This is a genomic window from Sphingobacterium sp. lm-10 (genome assembly GCF_023554555.1).
Lineage (GTDB): Bacteria > Bacteroidota > Bacteroidia > Sphingobacteriales > Sphingobacteriaceae > Sphingobacterium.
This window is the reverse complement of the sequence record NZ_JAMJWC010000001.1, coordinates 899,787-917,871: the sequence shown is the minus strand read 5'-3', so window position 1 is coordinate 917,871 and position 18,085 is coordinate 899,787. Positions and strand designations below refer to the sequence as shown.

Sequence of the window (18,085 nt, the reverse complement as noted above, 5' to 3'; positions counted from 1 at the left end):
GGTACGATTAGGCTGTTTGGACTACTACCTTATGTATGTCAAAACAATCCACCTCATTAGAGCAGCTCATCCAAAGATACCTGGAAGGTAAATGTACTGCCGAAGAAAAAGCAAAACTACATCGTTGGATGGAATCCCTGGAGATTTCTGACCAATCGGTCTCCGAAGAAGATATTCAGCAGCTAAGAAATCGTATTGACACTATCATCCAACCCGAAGAGCTAAATGTTAAAAAATTGGGAAGACCTCGCTTGCATATAGTTGCAATAGCCGCTTCTATATTGTGCATTGGGTTTGCCAGTTTTTTCTATCTCAGGAATCATCAAAATAAAACGAAACAGGTACAATCTAGTATAGCTGAATGTAATTCTTCGTCATCAGATCTGGATAGACTGCGCGTGTATCACAATCATGGTACCGCCGACAGGTCTATTCGGTTGGCAGATGGCACCGAGGTGACTTTGACTCCTAATAGTAGTATTTACCTATTGGCCGGTTTTGAAACAGATCACCGTCATATCTCACTTCGTGGAAAAGCGCGATTTGATGTTGCCAAAGATGTATCTCGACCATTCTCTGTTATCACGGGAGGTATTCATACCACTGCCATAGGGACAATTTTTTGGGTCACACACTTAGACAAACAAACGCTTCCTGTCGTACAGCTACTATCCGGGAAAGTTGCCATCACGAAAAAAGCTATCAATGGCACTTCTAAGCTCTTAGCAGCATTGAGCCCAGGCGATATTTGGGATAATAACGGGATCCGTTTACCCGCGAAAAGCCCTGCTAACCGTCATGAAACTCCACTAAAACCAGCCGTAGAAAAAGTTGAAGCTATCGTATTAGCCTTCCACCACACACCTTTAAAAGAAGTATTTGATGTGCTTTCAACTCATTTCGAAACCGACTTTTCCTACGAAAATGAGGATCTAACCGGGATGACTTTCTACGGTAACTACAGCGCTCAGGTAACCATTGATGACATCTTAAAGCATATCATGCTAACGCACGATTTAGTGATAACCTATCATGAAGAGACGGAAAGATATGAGGTATCTCTCCAATTGAACCACCAAACAAACGATTAAATTGAACAAACCAATGTGTAGAAAAATTCACTCCAAGCCTTCCCTAAAACTCGGGCTAATCGGTATCCTTTTAGGTCTGCTATTCTCGACCGCGCAGGCGCAACAACCACAGGGCGAACTCGTCGTGCTGGTACAGAATAAGGAAAACAGCGCAATCTCAGATGCTACTGTCCGCATTCACAATACTCGGCTAAACCTAGAGAAACTAGGTTCGTCAGACTTACAAGGTCGTGTTGTATTTCAGAATCTCCCGGCTGATAGCAATTACTGTATTACTGTTAGTTATGTCGGCATGTTGTCTAAAGAAGAGTGTGCCATCATCATTTCCAATAGTAAGCGGAGCAGTGCCATTATAGTGCTTAAAGATCCGGCACTCAATGAAATGGATCAGGTTGTGGTCACCGCTATCGGTATCAAACAACAAAAGCGAAAGCTCGGATATGCTACTCAGGAGGTAAATACCGAAGTATTGCAAGAGTCCAAAACGATGAACATCGGTACTGCGCTAACGGGACAAGTCGCAGGCTTGATCGTAAACAACCCGACGGGAATCTTCCAGGCGCCGACTTTCAATCTGCGTGGTCGCAGCCCACTCATCGTCGTAGATGGTATTCCTGTAGAATCTCAGCTGTTCGATATTCCTGCACAGCACATTGAAAATATCAACGTACTAAAAGGTACCGCGGCATCGGTGCTGTATGGCTTTCGCGGAAGGGACGGTGCCATTATGATCACCACAAAAAATGCAAAGGTAGAAGGGCTGGAAGTGACCATTGGGACGACCAATATGATGTCTGCCGGGTTCACGGTGTTTCCGGAATCTCAAACGGAGTTTGGTAGCGGATCCAATGGGCAGTATGAATTCTGGGATGGTGCCGATGGCGGGATATCTGATGGCGATATGGCCTGGGGGCCGAAGCTGAATACCGGCTTGTTATTGCCACAATGGAACAGTCCCATCAGGGATAGACAAACGGGTACAGTGATCCCTTGGTGGGGCGATGTAAGCGGAACGATTTACGATGATAAATCTCGGTACGAACGTGTGCCTATTGAGTGGCGTTCATACGATAACTTACGAGACTTTCTAGGAAGAGGAATTGTGACCGAGAATAATTTTACCTTATCTCATAAATCGGAAAAGCTAAGCTTATTCACGTCTGGTAAGTATGCTTACCAAAAGGGGCAGGTGCCAAACACTAGCCTGAATTCGGGCGGGATAAATATGAACTCCAACTATCGCTTTACACCGAATCTGAATCTAGATATTAATTTTTCCTACAACAAAGTGAAATCGCCCAATTACCCACGATATGGCTATGGCCCTAAGAATCATATGTATACCATATTGCTTTGGATGGGTAATGATGTCAATGGGCGAGATCTGGCTAACCACTTGTATATCCCCGGACAGGAGGGATATCGGCAAGCCAATTATAATTATGCCTGGTATAATAATCCCTATTTTGCCGCCCAAGAGCTGAATCAGGTATTTGATCAGGATGTGGTGCATGCCCAATCCAGATTAAACTGGCAAATCACCCCTAAATTTAATATGCAGGGGCGTATCGCTGCACGGCAGAAAACGACATTTGAAGATATGCAAAGTCCCAAGTCCTATATGAACTATGGTGATTCCAGAAATGGGGATTATAAAATGTGGAATAATGGACAGCTTAACTTCGATGCGGATGTGTTGGCCACGTATAGCGATCAGTTTGGTGACAATTTAGGACTGACTATTAACGCTGGTGCCTCCACTTTCAAACGCACTTTATCCAATAGTCAGCAATCTACCGACGGTTTGGTCGTACCATTCGTCTACAACTTAGGCAATACACAAGGTCCTGTACGAGCCACCAATGCTAATTATACGTCCATTACCCGCAGTGCATATGCATCGGTGAATTTTGATATTTTTCGCTCTACCTATCTGAATTTTTCTGGACGTAATGACTGGTCGTCCACGCTATCCGCCGAAAATAATTCCTATTTCTATCCCTCTGCTTCGTTTAGCACGATCGTGTCAGATTATATTCCCATGCCTCGTGTTATCGACTATGTAAAGCTTTATTCTTCTTGGGCGTCGGTATCTTCCGCATTAGATCCCTATAGTATTCGTGCGGTATACAATAAGGCGATCACCTACGGTTCTATATCTTCCGTCAATTATCCAAATGGTATTATCAATCCGAATATTCTTCCGGCGCAATCCAATACTTGGGAGATGGGATTGGCTTTTGCATTTTTGAAGAATCGCCTCAACATGGATGTGACTTATTATGACATGCGGGATCGCAATCAGATTATTAGACTCGAAAATTCAGATGCTTCCGGTTTTTCCACACGTATGGTAAACGGTAATGTCTATCGTACCCAAGGTGTAGAAGTCATGTTAGGTGCCCGGATAATAGAGAATGATCAGTTTTCCTGGCGTACCGCTGTGAATTGGACACGCTCTGTCCGTAGATTGCAATCCATTTATGGCGACCAGACTCGGTTCGGAAACCTTTTTGCAGGAGACCGGGCAGATGCTTATTACGACACTGTGTGGCAAAAAAATGCGGAGGGCCAGCTAATTCTAAATCCCACGACCGGAATGCCGATTAGAGATCCCTTTCCGAGGTATTTAGGCTATTTCAATCCTGACTGGCAATTTGGTTTCAGCAATACATTTATGGTCAAAAATCTCCGTATACAAATGGATATTGACGGATCTATCGGCGGCGTCATGCGCTCTCAGACGATTGAAAAAATGTGGTGGGGCGGCAAGCACCCTTCATCGACCTTGCACAGACAAGAAGAATACGATGCAGGACAGAACGTATACGTGCCTAATGGGGTTATTGTAACAGGCGGAGAAGTCACGTACGATGTACAAGGAAATATCACACAGGATACACGGACGTATGCACCTTTTACGGATGCAGTGAGCTGGCAGACCTGGTCGCAGATTTATCCTTATCAAGCACGTGTGGCCGAAAGTGAGAATAGCACCTTTGCCAACGTATACGATCGTTCGTTTGTCAAGCTGCGTCGACTTTCCGTTGGCTACGATCTGAACAAATGGATGAAATCCAGTCGTTTTAAAGCATTAGATGCTTCTGTATTCGGTACTAACCTGTGGGTGTGGAAAAACATTCCTTACATCGATCCAGATTTTGGTATCGGCAACGACGATAACCTGCAAGATCCATCTACCCGGTATCTTGGTGTCTCCCTCAACCTCACTTTTTAACTCTTTGAATTATGAAAAAGCTCCTATATACTATCTGCATAGGCAGTGCGCTGCTCTTAACTAGTTTATCCTCCTGCGAAAAATTGACGGATGTGAATGTCGACCCTAATAATGCGTCGTCTACGCATCCGCAAGCGCTACTCACCAATGTCGAATGGAATGCCTTCAATACTTGGCGAGGTACCTCACCGCTGTATACGCTTAAAATGATCCTCCAGACCGACGGAGAGAATGCTAATCAAATCTATAACTGGCAGCGTGGAAATTTTGACCAATATAGCCACCTTCGAAATGTGACCAAGATGATGGAGGAGGCAGCAGCTATTGAAGAGCCAACCTACACTGCGTTAGGGAAATTCTTCCGTGCTTATTATTTCTACAACTTGACGCTCACATTTGGTGATATTCCTTATAGCGAAGCTCTACAAGGCGAATCGAAAGGACTTTACCAACCAAAGTATGACGAGCAGAAAGCTGTTTTTGTCGGAATATTGGCCGAATTGGCCGAGGCCGATGTATTATTACAGGAAAATCAGGATCGCATTGCTGGTGATATTATCTATGGCGGAAATACGGAAAATTGGCGAAAGCTGATCAACGCTTTCCGGCTTAAAGTGCTGCTTACATTATCCCATAAAACCTCCGATAGCGAATTAAATATCGCACAGCAATTTGCGCAGATCGTGGCCAATGGTACATTGCTTACATCGGATGCGGACGACGGCCAACTCCTATATCTTGATCAGCAGGATAATCGCTATCCCGAATTTAATTCCAGCGGATATGGGTCTGGTATGTACATGGATTCTACTTTTATCCGTCGCTTGCAGGATCATCAAGATCCTCGCTTGTTTGCCATTGCTTCTCAAACCCGATTGGGTCGGGAAGCAGGAGCAGCACTGGATGATTTTTCTTCGTATGAAGGGGGAGACCCTATTGTGCCTTATGCGTTAGTGAATGATAAAGCTATTGCCGGGCGCCTTTCTAAGGTGCATGATCGCTATACGATGGATCCCACCTGCGAGCCGATGGTCTTGCTCGGCTATGCCGAGCAGCAGTTTATTCTAGCAGAGGCTATAGTACGTGGATGGATTACGGGTGATGTTGTTGCTACCTATAATACTGGTGTGCGGGCAGCATTCAACTTCTATGCTAAATACGCTAAGAATATGGGGCAATATTTCACAGCGGATCGCGCAGATGCTTATCTGCAACTCCCGATCGTTAATTTAGCTACAGTGACAACCAACAATGAGCGCATCGAGCGCATCATGATGCAAAAGTACTTGCGATCATTTCATCAGGGTGGTTATTCTGCCTATTTTGACCATCTTCGAACGGATTATCCGTTGTTACGCAAAGCACCAAACGTACGCACGGCTTATCGCTGGATGTATCCACAGAAGGAGTACAATCAAAATACAAGTCAGGTGCAGGTAGCGATACAAAGGCAATTTAGTGGCAATGATGCCATTCAGCAGCAGACCTGGTGGACGAAATAATGGTATATTACAAAGAAAAAAACGATGGACAGTAGAAGAGCATTTCTTAAGAAAGCGGCTTTATTGGGTGGTGCGACGGCAGCTTACCACATACTCCCAGATTCTATCGCACGCGCATTAGCCATACAGGTCGAAGCAGGAACAACCTATCTGGATGCTGAACATGTGGTATTTTTGATGCAGGAGAATCGCTCTTTTGATCACTGCTTCGGTACGCTTCGTGGGGTACGCGGATTCAATGATCCGCGGGCAATTCGTCGAGAAGATGGTTTACCAGTCTGGGTACAAAAAAATGTAAAAAATGAAGCTTACGGGCCATTCCGTTTGGATATCGAACAGACGAAAGCTACCTGGATGGGCTCCTTGCCTCACAGCTGGAAGGATATGGTAGAAGCACGTAATCACGGAAAGCTGGATACCTGGCTGGAAGCCAAAAAAGCAGGAAATAAAGCCTACCAGCATCTGCCATTGACCATGGGGTACCATACGCGTCAAGATATTCCCTTTTACTATGCATTTGCGGATGCGTTTACTGTTTGCGATCAGCATTTTTGTTCTTCGTTGACAGGTACTAGTGCCAATAGATCTTATTTTTGGTCTGGAACGGTGCGCGAAGAACCACATAATCCAGAATCGGTGGCGCACGTAGATAATGGCCAAATCAATTACCGCGATGTGCGCTGGACAACTTATCCAGAGCGCTTGGAAAAAGCGGGTATATCTTGGAAGGTGTATCAAAATGAATTAAGCCTGCCGGTAGGTTTTGAAGGGGAGGAGGAAGATTGGTTATCTAATTTTACGAATAATAACCTGGAGTTTCATGATCAATACAAGGTAAGATTTCATCCGGCACACCGTCGTTGGATGGAAGTGACTTTGGAACAGGTAAAACTGGAGATTGATAGAATCAGCGATCAGCAATCAGAAGATTACACCAAGCTTAGTCGACAAATAGAACGCCTCGAACGAGATTTGAAAACCTATAGTGCCGCGAATTTCGATCAACTGGATGATTTCACCAAAAACATTCATCGTAAGGCATTCTGCACTAATACAGACGATCCGGATTACCATGCATTAGCGTCCTTAAAATACAGGGACGAAGGGGGAGAGCAGGAAGTTCAGGTGCCGAAGGGCGATATTTTCCATGCCTTTCGTAAAGATGTGGATGCAGATAATTTGCCCACTGTATCTTGGCTGGTGGCGCCGTGCCGATTTTCTGATCACCCAGGTTCGCCTTGGTTTGGAGCCTGGTATGTGTCCGAAACATTGGATATCCTGACCAAGAACCCCAAAATCTGGAAGAAAACCATTTTTATTCTGACTTACGATGAGAATGATGGATATTTTGACCATGTGCCGCCTTTCGTGCCTGCACATTCCGAAAGGCTATTTTCTGGAATCAATCCGCAGGGAATGGATACAAAATCTGAGTATGTGACAGCAGATCAGGAAAAACGGCGAACAGGTAATCCAGATACTTCATTAGACAGCCCGATTGGTTTGGGTTTTCGGGTGCCCATGGTTATTGCATCACCGTGGAGCAAAGGAGGATGGGTAAATTCCGAGGTGCTCGATCTCACGTCAAATATTCAATTTCTGGAACATTTTATTAAAATGAAATTTGACAAGGAGGTCCGTGAAACCAACCTTACGGAATGGCGGAGAGCGGTATGTGGCGATCTAACTTCCGCTTTTCGTCCGGCCGGGGCAAAAGAAGGACTTCCTAAAGTTACGTTCGTTAATCGTGATGCTGAGGTAGTTCGTATTTACAGTGCCAAAGAGCAGCAGCTCCCTGGCGATGTTGCTGCATTCTCGGACAACGAATTGCAAATACTCCGTACCGGAGGTTCTTTACCTAAGTTGCCACAGCAGGAAAAAGGAACAAAACCAGCATGTGCTTTGCCTTATGATCTCGATGTTAACCTTTCTATGGATACGACAAAGCAAGCATTGGTGATGGAGATGGTTTACTATGGAAAATTGGCGAATGCCCAAAGAGAACAGGCTGTTCCATTTCACGTACGTGCACTTAAGGATTATCGTGATAAAGATAATACAGCCGGTATTTGGAATTTTACGGTATTAAAAAATACGTTAATACATTATTCTTGGCCCTTAGCTAATTTCGTAGGTGGTCAATATCATCTGGATGTGCATGGCCCAAATGGGTTTTACCGCTCTTTTGTAGGATCAACGGATGCGCTCCTGAGTTCATCCATAAAAATAGTATTGGAAAATGGGGTAGAGGCACTTCATGTAAAAATATTGGGTGTAGAAGATAACTGGAAGATTTCAGATGCAGCTTACGATGATCAGGTAAGCATTCGAAGAAATGATGCAACTGGATTCGTGATAGACTGTTCGGCAACCAATGGCTGGTATGATTTGCTTGTGGAGCATCCTACAGATCTGACCTTACGCTACCGATATGCAGGGCATCTAGATATCGGCCAGCATAGCCAAACTGATCCGCTGATGGGTAGTTAAGTTAGCGGATCCAGCCTGAAATTATAAGCGTGCTTATTTATCACAGAGGCTGTTAAAATGTCTTTTAAAAAAACAGCCATTTGATGCAAGATCAAATGGCTGTTACTATTTATGTATTTATTAGAATTTTAAAATTGTCTTTCTGTATCCTCTTCAGGTACATCTAGTATGGCTAGTAACAATAGGTACTCGCCTCTATCTAATCCTAGTGCTTGTGCGCGGTTCTCTTCGTTGTTTACTTCTTTCATGGCCTTATATTTTATGTTTCGTATGTTTCTTTCATACCGTTTTGCAAAGCCAATGCCAGATATCTACCTTTTATATTGATTGAGTAATAGTTTCCTGCACATCGCGTAATGTGTAACATAAATACGTATTATCCGCATTTACGCGATATGGTCTGCAATAGCATCCCATAATTTTGATCGAACTTGTAGTGCCTGAAGTGCTACATCCTGCATTTCTTGCCATTTTTGCTCATCATCGCCTGCGAGTTCGGTAATCATTTGCATAGCCAATGGTCCATGTTCATCACCATCTAATTCAATATGGCGTTGGAAGTAATAAATAAATTTAGACATATCCACCGCTGAAGATTTCGCCTGAAGCTCCTTCAGGATAGAAGTAAACATATCCGGAATCAGATCTTCTCTACCAAAGGTAAAAGCTGCTGCAATTTGATGTGCTTTGCCGGTCTGGATGACAGAGAATGTGAAGATTAGAAAATCTTTAACACGTTGATCCAAACTAGCTTTCTGTATCACTTCATGTATATCTGATGATGCTTTGGCTTGCTGTATGAAGTCTTCGATCGCATTGGTATTTGCACCCATCACCGACATGGCATCCAAATACATTTCGAAATGGCTTAATCGGCGGCCATCAATATATAAATCAGATTCCTCTGCCAACACAATTTCGTTGATCAAATACCGCGTATTGGGCATGCTGCTGGCAAACCAAGGTACGGAGGTGCAGGTAAGTTGAACTTGTAACGCCTTTAGTAACGACATGAAATCCCAGACTGCATACACGTGCCCTTCGGTAAAGGCTTGTAAGTCTTCTACGGTACTTATGCGTTCATACAAGGGATGGCGTAGCAGCAGCTCGCGCTCGCTAGCAATAAATGTTTGTAATTCTTCAATCCTAGACATAAATGCAAAGATATCACAAAGTTTTAATGCTATTTAACGATGCTATAGAAGGAATGGTAGTTTTCACATTGGCATGACGAAAAAAAGCCACGTATGTAAGTACATACGTGGCTTTAAAGATGTATAAGATCTAAATGATCAATAATTACATCGTTGGGAAAGCCAATCCTGTGATCGCTTTGCTGAAGTTATTTGTTGCTTTAGTTGCTCTACCAGTCTCTAGGTTGATGCTGTATAGACTATGTCTTCCATCAACTTCTAGTGATGCCATGATATATCTGCCATCCGAACTGATATCAAAACCACCAGCCGCTGTAATATTCAAGCCCAGATCTCCAATTTCCACCAAGGTACCATCATTTGGTGGATTTTGTAGGTATAGTTTATTAGTTTCTACATCAATCACAAATAGCTGCGTAGTTGTTGCGTTCGCTGTGTTGTTGGTGTAAGCTGCAGCAGTAACTTTTCCGCCTCGTACACCATTTTTATTCAATGATCCGTCAACCGCCGCTACGACACCAGTTTCTGGGTGAAGGCGTAAATTTTGGCCATTAGCAGTTACTAAACGGATACGATCTACCGTAGGATTAAAGTCGAAACCTACTTCAGCTGCATCCAAACCTGGTGTGAAAGGAATCAACCCAATAGCAGTTGCTGCACCAGTCTGTGTATTCAACGTATAGATTCTATTGCTCGTTCCTACTGCGTACAGTTGGCCAGTTGCTGGGCGGTAATCAATACCTAAGATTCTTTCGTTGGCTTGTGTACCAGTAATAGTCCACTCGCTAGTTGGATTTTGCACATTTTGTGCGTTGTAGCGAATTAAGTGGTTTTCACCATCAATAGCGAAAAATTCAACGTTAGGACCCACAATGCCATCATCGATGGTATTATTATCCGAACATGAAGATGTTGCAACTGCGCACGCTAACAATGCTGTTGCCAGGGAAAAAGTACTTCTTTTTTTCATAGTAGTTATTTATTAATAGTAATTGTGTAATTCTCAATACGTGTCATAACGACTAATTTTATGAACAGCCATATGATAATATTGTTTTAACTTTTTTAAATTTCAGTTAGAATTTTTCAAAGAATCATGCAATTCACGTAGCATAACATCCATGTCAAATGGTTTTGCGAGGAAGGCATTTGCACCTGCAGCTAGGGCTATTTTCTCTCCATTTGGGCTTGCTGAAATAGCGATAATTGGAAGACCTTCCAGCTCCTTTGTTTCTCGAATTCGCCGAATTACCTGATCACCAGATACGACAGGCATCCAAAGATCTACTAATAACAGATCCTGCTGGCCAGATAATAATCGTTCGTGAATCTTTAGACTGTCCGTTTCGCTTTCTACCATGTATTCGCCCGTATATTCCAGCAACATTTCTAGCATATTTACAATGCCATGGTCGTCATCGCAGATGATGATTTTCTTCTTATTTGCTACCATGATTTTCCTCTTCTCTATCCATAGGTAGTGTGAAGCTGAATGTAGAGCCTTTTCCTTCCTCACTATCAACCCACAGTGTACCTTTGTGTTGTTTTATAATTTGTTCGCATATATAAAGACCGATACCCATACCAGGGAATTTTTGCTGTATATGACGTACGCGGTAGAAGCGTTCAAATATTTTCTTTTGATCGTTGAGGCTAATACCCATTCCGAAATCCGTAACCGAAAACTTAATGTATTTACTAATGACAGATAGGGATACCCTAATTTTTTTTGCCTTCGGCGAATATTTGATGGCGTTAGCTAGTAAATTGCTTACTACTTGACTGAGTTGTGCTTCATCGCCTACGTATAATCCCTTGATGCTACCAGACATTTCAATTTCATGGCTATCTGTAGCTTGTCGGACGGCGTCGACCGCGTCTTGTACCATATTGTTGAAGTTAAAAGCATCACGATGAACCTCCAGATTGCCAGACTGTATTTTAGAAACATCTAACAGCTCCGCAATAAGTCGATTTAATCTATCCAATTGAACATTGGCTTTATCCATCACATCTAGGAGTTTGTTATCAGTGCCTTTAGGCAAGAGCCTAGTTGCAAATTGTATATATCCTTTGACTGTGGTTAAAGGCGTTTTCAACTCGTGACTCGCCACCGCTAAAAAATCATCTTTACGTAATTCTATCGCTCTGCGATCCGTAATATCTTCAATAGCCAGTAATATTCGGTCTTTATAGGCACCTTCTAATTCGATACGATGTGCATTCAGGAGCATTAATTTATGACCAATATGCGGGAAATTGTGTTCTACTTCAAAATCTAGCACGGGGTTGTTGGTAGGTAGGATTTTTTCGAGAAGGTCTTTCAAAGCTTCTATATCCCATTGACCATTTCCCAAATCATACAATTTTTTGTTGATAGTCTCTGATTTGTTCACCTTAAAAGTACGGGTAAACTCTTCGTTTGCCGTAAGCACCTTTAAATTCGGGTCGAGAACCAAAAGGCTTTCACGAACGGTTTCTACAATACTTTTCAAGTACTCTTGATTCAATTTTAGGCTAGCGGTTCGCTCTTTAACTTTTTGCTCCATGAGCTCACGCTCTAATTCTAGCTCTTGTTCTACTTTTTTTCGGGCAGTAATATCGTTTTGTACACCAATAAAGTGCGTTACCTTACCCGTATCATCGTGAATAGGGGATACATAAAGCTCATTCCAGAATAACTCTCCAGTTTTCGTGTAATTCCTGACTTCTACATTGATATGCTTTCCTTCTTTTACAGCATTGCGTAGTTGGTCGCGCACGACTTGTTGCCTATCCTCACGTTGTAGAAAGCGACAATTATGACCAATAATCTCTTTACGATTATAACCACTGATGCGCTCAAATGATTTGTTGCAATAAACAATAGGGTTATCAGGTAAACTATTGTCCGTAATGATAATTCCAGAAATGCTAGCATCCAACGCCGCATGAAATAACGGGCTAATATCTTTGGTGCTCAGATCAGGAGCAATTATCTGTAATTCATTACGTTCGTTTTTCATATATGAGTATCAATGTAGGTTAATAGAGATCGCATTTGCGCGTAATAATACCTGCTATGCTTCTAATCCATCCAATAAAATAGTAGTAGCAATTTGTTCGCAATAATCCTCTGGGTTGCCCGCCGTGAGTGCACCTAGGTAAGCATTGGTAGCCCATCGTGAGCGTTTTGTAATGACATCCGTGTTAATAAGCTTCTCCCGTACCTTTCCTGCCAAAGACCTCTTCAATTTATCTTCAAATCGAGTAAAGTGCTCTTTAAAAATTATATCGTTCATTTGTGTTTATCTTTCTTGCTTTAGTCTTGGTTTACAACTTTAAGGCCAAACATGAGAAAGGGGATGTTGCCGACGACGAATTTTAAATATTACGCATTTATAACGAGTAGAATACGTATCTACACTTTTAAAATATAATAGCTGGTGTCTAATTTCGCTTTGCGGAGCACCGGCAAGGCTACGTTGAATACAGGGATTCCTTCTTTTGTAGCCCCAGATAGTGTACCGGCATGTGCATGTCCGTGAAAAGCTGCACGCACATTACCACGGTTGATGGGCTCGGCTAGTCGGGAAGATCCCAAAAAAGGAAATAAAACTTCGGGTTCTCCGATTACCGTTTCTTGAATAGGTGCGTAATGCAATAGCGCAATTTTGGGTATATCGGGATGTTCCTGATCCAATCTTGTCAACGCCCGTTCTAATTGCAAGGATTCGTTGACAACCTCATGTACGAAAGACTTCATCATGTCTTCGCCAAATATTGACAACATGTATTGGTCAAAACCACCTCCAAATCCTTTTACACCGGCAAAACCAATATCTGAAAGCACGGTAGATTCTCCATCCAAGATAGTCATCTTATGCTCGGTCAGAATTTGCTTTATAATTTTCTGTCGGCCTTTTTCATAATCATGATTACCTAATACACCGACAACTGGGATTTGCAATGCGCGGAGATCTTCTGCCAGAATAGCGGCTTCATCTTCATCGCCAGTGTCCGTCAGGTCTCCACATATTACTAATACGTCTGCCTCGTGCGAAACCTGTTCAAAGATCGCTTTCATCTTACCGCGATCGTTCATCTTGATGTGTATGTCCGCCATAGCGGCCACTCTTTTCTGTATACGTTTTGCGTTCATACTTTGCTAAATGGTCGTTATCGTACAAGTTTTATAATTCCACTCTTTAATGTCTACTTGATATTGCGTCTGATCGATTAGTGGACCACGACATACCTTCTCCACCGGCGATGGTAGATCGTACTGCTCATTGGCACGGGAAATCAGTTCGTCAAAAATCCACTTGGGTACTATTGATCGATAATCCGCTGGGTATACAAACTGAAAGATGAGCAGTTGTGCAAGTAAAATGTGCCAGTGTGGATCCATTCGCGATAGCAAATGTTTCCAGTCTACGTGTTGGCCATATCGCAGTAAAATGTGGTTTACATCTGCGCTATCGTTCCGTTCTCGATTTTGGACATATAATTTACACCAAATCAATTCTTCGACCGGAATAAATTTTACCGGAAGGTCTGCAAACTCGCCTTCTGTCGCACGTTCGTACCACCGGTCGTCCACCGTGCAGATATTATTAACTGTATCGAAGATAATATCTATAAAATAATCGCCATGAAATACCTTCGCCAGCCAGCGCACGTCGGTGAGTTCTGTACGATAGCCTTTCTCTGCAAAAGCCTTTAAGATTTTTGGATATTCGCTACTTTTGCAGAAAATATCCAAATCTTTGGTGTCGCGAAAGATGCCTGTGTATTGAAACATCGCAAAAGCACCACCAAGCATAAACTGACAGTCATTGTCATACATTAACTGTAATGCTTCCTTATAAAATTCTTGAGATTCTATTTTCTGTTTTTCTGTTTCTATCATGTCATCCTTCCCGTTAGTATTTTAATACATCTTCTAATACACGTTCGTCTTCGCCTGGAAATCCGCGGTCGGGTATTGGAGGTAAATTGGTACCTGGGCTGCCTTCTTTTAATGGTGTCGGGTGATCCCGCTCTTCCGGATCTGGTACATCTTCGTAATCCGGAACCGCAAAGGCGTGATTTCTATTGATGTATACTAGGCCACTAGTAGTGGCTAATCGTAGCTGTCTCATAGGTGTATGTTTAGTGAATGATACAAAACCTTACTGTATGCTTAACAGCGCAGAACAAAAATGGTTGTAAGATAAATCTCCTTACCTGTTGCAAGATATAGGTGATGGTTAACAATTAGCAAACATGTGACCGCATGATTTGTTGTACAGAAAGTTATGACAAAAAATACGCACAACGCCATGTATGCATGGTTTTTAGGATTATTTATGTTGTCGGCGCTGCCGTTATTTTCGCAGCAAGATAGCAGTGTAAATGACGAAAGTGTAATCTCCGATACGACCAACAATACAATTGGACAAACCGCAGATACCTCGCAGCAACCGGTTGTACAGCAGCCTGTGGTTGTCGATTTAAAATTGACCACATTGCAAGGTCGGGTTGTCGATTTAGCTCATCAGATTGATAGTGCGAAAACAGAGCAGGATACACTTCGGCGACAAGTGGGCATGTTAGATTCCACACACCACCCTTCTACGGCATTTTTAGATGAAAAAGTTCGTGATATTACGGTGCTAAAACGCGAAATTAACCGCTATCGCCAGGATTTAAGAAATCAAAGACAAGCAGTAGGTGTTACTGAAAACGATACGATGCAAGATTCTGGCGAATTGCGTGAATTAAAGCTAGGTATCGAAGATTCTTTGTCACATCTAGACCGTAGATTGGATGTACTTTTGGATAACGTAGTCGAGATTCGTGATCACTTATCAGATCCTGTACTCACGGATACACTCACACGAGATTCTAGCTACAGCGCTACATTAGAGATGCCTACAACGCGCAGAGTTCTCAGCTCTATTCGCAAAAACTTAGATAGTGATAAGCCTCTATATCAATTTTTCGATTACTCTGCTTGGAGTAGCCGTATTCTCCTAATCCTACTTACTGGTGCTTATTTCTATTGGATGTTCCTTTTAGGTAAGAATGAGGAAAATGAGAAACAGCGTTGGAGGATTTTCAAGCACATCCCAATTTGGATTCCACTAATAAAGTCCTTCATATTCTTTTTAATACTACTTCCGCTAACCGCTTATGTGATTCCAATTTTTGTATTGCAGGTGAGCTACCTAATTATCTTTTTGTTGCTATATAGTTTGCTTTACACGCAGTTTTCGGAAGCGCAAAAGAAGGCTATTCAAGTCGTATTTGTGGTATTTCTTCTGCTTTTGGTTACCAATTTGATCATTTCTGAAGCCCTGTGGATTCGTCTAATCTCTGGGGTACTTAACGTGGTAGGATTAATCATTACGTGGCGAATTGGCCAATCTACGAAAGAAGGAGAACCCGCCAATCATATTCGGTCGATTGCAAAATGGGCTATCCTATTAGGTTTTACTGTATCCATTGTGAGTAATGCATTTGGTTATGTGTATATGGCACGCATCAGTAGCATCGCATCCAGCGTTGGTTTAATTCAAGCACTTGCACTACGCGCATTTAGTGAAATGTTGCTTAAAGATTTGGAACTGCATTACAACAAAGTAGCCAAGGAGAATTTAATTCGTCGTTTCGACTTGATGCGGATGCTTAGCAGTCTAAATAGACTAATCTCCTTGATCTGTATCATCATTGTGGGTATTGTGCTGGTCAATAACTTAAATATTACGACCCGTACGGCTAATTTTGTAGAGGGAGTATTGTATAAGGAGCATTCTTTTGGTAGCATCACATTTAACTATGCCAATCTATTGTTAGCTATATTGGTACTTTGGGGATCTAACTGGATTCAGAAAAATTTAAAACATCTGCTAAATGATCCTTCTTCGGATGAATTGCAGATGAAGCGTATGACCTTATTCCCGCTGTTTCGCCTCATACTAGTTGTGGTCAGTTTCTTCTTTGCTATTAGCATTCTAGGTCTTGGCCTTGATAAGTTGACGGTAATTGTTGGTGCGCTGACAGTAGGTATTGGTTTCGGTCTGCAAAATATTATTAATAATCTGGTATCTGGTGTTATCTTGGTCTTCGAAAAGCCTTTTAAAATTGGGGACTACATTGAATTGGCCGATAAAAAAGGACAAGTGCTGGAGATTGGTATTCGTTCCAGCGTATTACTTACTGATCAGGGTGCTAAGGTAATTATACCCAATGCGGATCTATTTTCTGGTCGACTGGTAAACTGGACTTTCTCTTCAACGGATATTCGGGTAAACATGGATTTATCAATTACCGGAAATGTTGCTATTGAAGAGGTAAAAGAACGGCTACGTACGCGCCTTAAAAATGATCGCTTTGTGGATAAATCGATCCCTATGAAGGTTTACACCAAAGATATCCAAACGGATACCTATAAGCTATCCATTCAAGTAGGCGTCAAGAACGTTCGTCAAATTGAGCGTTTTAGAAGTCAGTTTCTAGAAGGAATGAAGGAAGAGTTAAGTACAATAGACGTCGGCATTGCGTCTATATAGAAGCAGTTAAACTATACTATGAAAAACAAAGAGACACAAATGCTAGGCCTGTTACAGAAGTCTAGCGTTGCTACGGTCGTATATACTTCTGCTACGCTAGACATCGGTTTTATCAATGATGGCATGCGCGCTGTTTTTGGCCGGTCTGTAGGTGATAAAGAAGCTCGATTTTCAGATTTATTACCAGATGGCGAACAATCTATCTTAGGTAATTTGTTGACGGAAATATGGAACAGTGGAAAGCCTTTTCATCTCCATGCGTATCCGATTAGAATGACTGTTAATGGCTCTTTACAGTGTAAATATATGGATTGGAATGTGCAGCCGATCGTCGATTCGGAAGGCTATACCGAAGCCATGATCCATACGGTGATAGAAACGAGTAATCCAATGCGTAATCGAAATAGCCAACAAACAGATGAGACTTCTTCTGATGCAAAATTGGAAAAATGGAGTCATGCATTGTCTCACGACTTAAGAAACCCGTTGTCGGTTGCTAAGTTAGGGATGCAATACATGCGGTCTCGAATTCAGATGACACCGGAGGAACATACCAAATGGGTAAACATGGTTATTGATGCCTTACAAAATTTGGAGAAATTGATTACAGACACGGTAGAGGTAAGCCGCAATATCAAAAATAATCAAGCAGATGTTAATCAAGACATGGATGTGGCACATTGGGTTCATCATATCACAAATAACAATCGCTCTTTTGGTTTAGGTGATAAAAAAATGGAAATAGGAACGCTGCTACCTGTTCGCGGCGACAGCGATGTCTTGTATCAGGTTTTCTCATTGGCGATACAGGGCGCTACGCAAGCACTTGCCGCTAAGTCAAAGTTCACTATTGCAATAAATAGCACTCGGGCAGATAGAGAGGTAATTTATACCATTAATACTGATAATTTAAATCTGGAAAAAGAGCTTATCTGCTATCCGGTGTTGGAAAAAATGATGCAAGAATTGAATGGCAAAGTATCTTTCCATTCGAAGAATGGAAGCATAATACTTAATTTTCCCATTTTTTAGTCTATTTTTATAAAATTAAACTTTCTGGTATGGGAATTGGTCT

14 protein-coding genes are annotated in these 18,085 nt (G+C 42.2%); 6 read left to right on the top strand and 8 right to left on the bottom strand.

All coding sequences use genetic code 11. The features are described from left to right. Positions 1 to 35 precede the first annotated feature (35 nt). The 4 genes from M8998_RS03615 to M8998_RS03600 are packed head-to-tail and all read left to right on the top strand — an operon-like array spanning position 36 to position 8,321. On the top strand, positions 36 to 1,091 hold the full coding sequence (locus M8998_RS03615) for a FecR family protein (RefSeq protein WP_249990701.1): 1,056 nt from the start codon (positions 36 to 38) through the stop codon (positions 1,089 to 1,091). Positions 1,092 to 1,104: 13 nt separating this feature from the next. After that, complete coding sequence (locus tag M8998_RS03610) at positions 1,105 to 4,329, top strand: SusC/RagA family TonB-linked outer membrane protein (RefSeq protein ID WP_249990700.1); 3,225 nt, start codon at positions 1,105 to 1,107, stop codon at positions 4,327 to 4,329. Positions 4,330 to 4,340: 11 nt separating this feature from the next. After that, the gene (locus tag M8998_RS03605; protein ID WP_249990692.1) at positions 4,341 to 5,831 is read left to right on the top strand and encodes a SusD/RagB family nutrient-binding outer membrane lipoprotein; all 1,491 of its coding nucleotides are present in this window, start codon (positions 4,341 to 4,343) and stop codon (positions 5,829 to 5,831) included. A gap of 24 nt (positions 5,832 to 5,855) precedes the next feature. Further along, positions 5,856 to 8,321, top strand: a complete 2,466-nt coding sequence (locus M8998_RS03600; protein WP_249990691.1) for a phosphocholine-specific phospholipase C — start codon at positions 5,856 to 5,858, stop codon at positions 8,319 to 8,321. A 386-nt stretch (positions 8,322 to 8,707) separates the two neighbouring features. Here the strand turns inward: M8998_RS03600 and M8998_RS03595 are convergent, their stop codons facing one another. The 8 genes from M8998_RS03595 to M8998_RS03560 form a co-directional block, all read right to left on the bottom strand. Then, a complete protein-coding gene (locus tag M8998_RS03595) occupies positions 8,708 to 9,475 on the bottom strand; it encodes a DUF3050 domain-containing protein (RefSeq protein WP_249990690.1) in 768 nt (255 codons plus the stop codon). Between the two features lie 145 nt (positions 9,476 to 9,620). Next, a complete protein-coding gene (locus M8998_RS03590; RefSeq protein WP_249990688.1) occupies positions 9,621 to 10,445 on the bottom strand; it encodes a DUF4394 domain-containing protein in 825 nt (274 codons plus the stop codon). Positions 10,446 to 10,547: 102 nt separating this feature from the next. Continuing rightward, positions 10,548 to 10,928, bottom strand: a complete 381-nt coding sequence (locus tag M8998_RS03585) for a response regulator (protein ID WP_249990686.1) — start codon at positions 10,926 to 10,928, stop codon at positions 10,548 to 10,550. Further along, on the bottom strand, positions 10,915 to 12,480 hold the full coding sequence (locus M8998_RS03580) for a PAS domain-containing sensor histidine kinase (RefSeq protein WP_249990685.1): 1,566 nt from the start codon (positions 12,478 to 12,480) through the stop codon (positions 10,915 to 10,917). Before M8998_RS03580 ends, M8998_RS03585 begins: the two co-directional genes overlap by 14 nt. A gap of 54 nt (positions 12,481 to 12,534) precedes the next feature. Further along, positions 12,535 to 12,756 carry a DUF1896 family protein gene (locus tag M8998_RS03575; protein WP_249990683.1) on the bottom strand — a complete coding sequence of 74 codons (222 nt, stop codon included), beginning with the start codon at positions 12,754 to 12,756 and terminating at the stop codon, positions 12,535 to 12,537. A gap of 119 nt (positions 12,757 to 12,875) precedes the next feature. Then, a complete protein-coding gene (locus M8998_RS03570) occupies positions 12,876 to 13,616 on the bottom strand; it encodes a metallophosphoesterase family protein (protein WP_249990682.1) in 741 nt (246 codons plus the stop codon). 6 nt (positions 13,617 to 13,622) lie between these two features. Continuing rightward, the gene (locus M8998_RS03565; protein WP_249990680.1) at positions 13,623 to 14,366 is read right to left on the bottom strand and encodes a nucleotidyltransferase; all 744 of its coding nucleotides are present in this window, start codon (positions 14,364 to 14,366) and stop codon (positions 13,623 to 13,625) included. Positions 14,367 to 14,379: 13 nt separating this feature from the next. Further along, positions 14,380 to 14,598 carry a hypothetical protein gene (locus tag M8998_RS03560; protein WP_249990678.1) on the bottom strand — a complete coding sequence of 73 codons (219 nt, stop codon included), beginning with the start codon at positions 14,596 to 14,598 and terminating at the stop codon, positions 14,380 to 14,382. Between the two features lie 156 nt (positions 14,599 to 14,754). Between M8998_RS03560 and M8998_RS03555 the strand changes: the two genes are divergently transcribed. Both M8998_RS03555 and M8998_RS03550 read left to right on the top strand, forming a co-directional pair. Beyond that, positions 14,755 to 17,010 carry a mechanosensitive ion channel family protein gene (locus M8998_RS03555; protein WP_249990676.1) on the top strand — a complete coding sequence of 752 codons (2,256 nt, stop codon included), beginning with the start codon at positions 14,755 to 14,757 and terminating at the stop codon, positions 17,008 to 17,010. Between the two features lie 18 nt (positions 17,011 to 17,028). Next, positions 17,029 to 18,042, top strand: a complete 1,014-nt coding sequence (locus tag M8998_RS03550; protein WP_249990674.1) for a histidine kinase dimerization/phospho-acceptor domain-containing protein — start codon at positions 17,029 to 17,031, stop codon at positions 18,040 to 18,042. Positions 18,043 to 18,085: the final 43 nt, after the last annotated feature.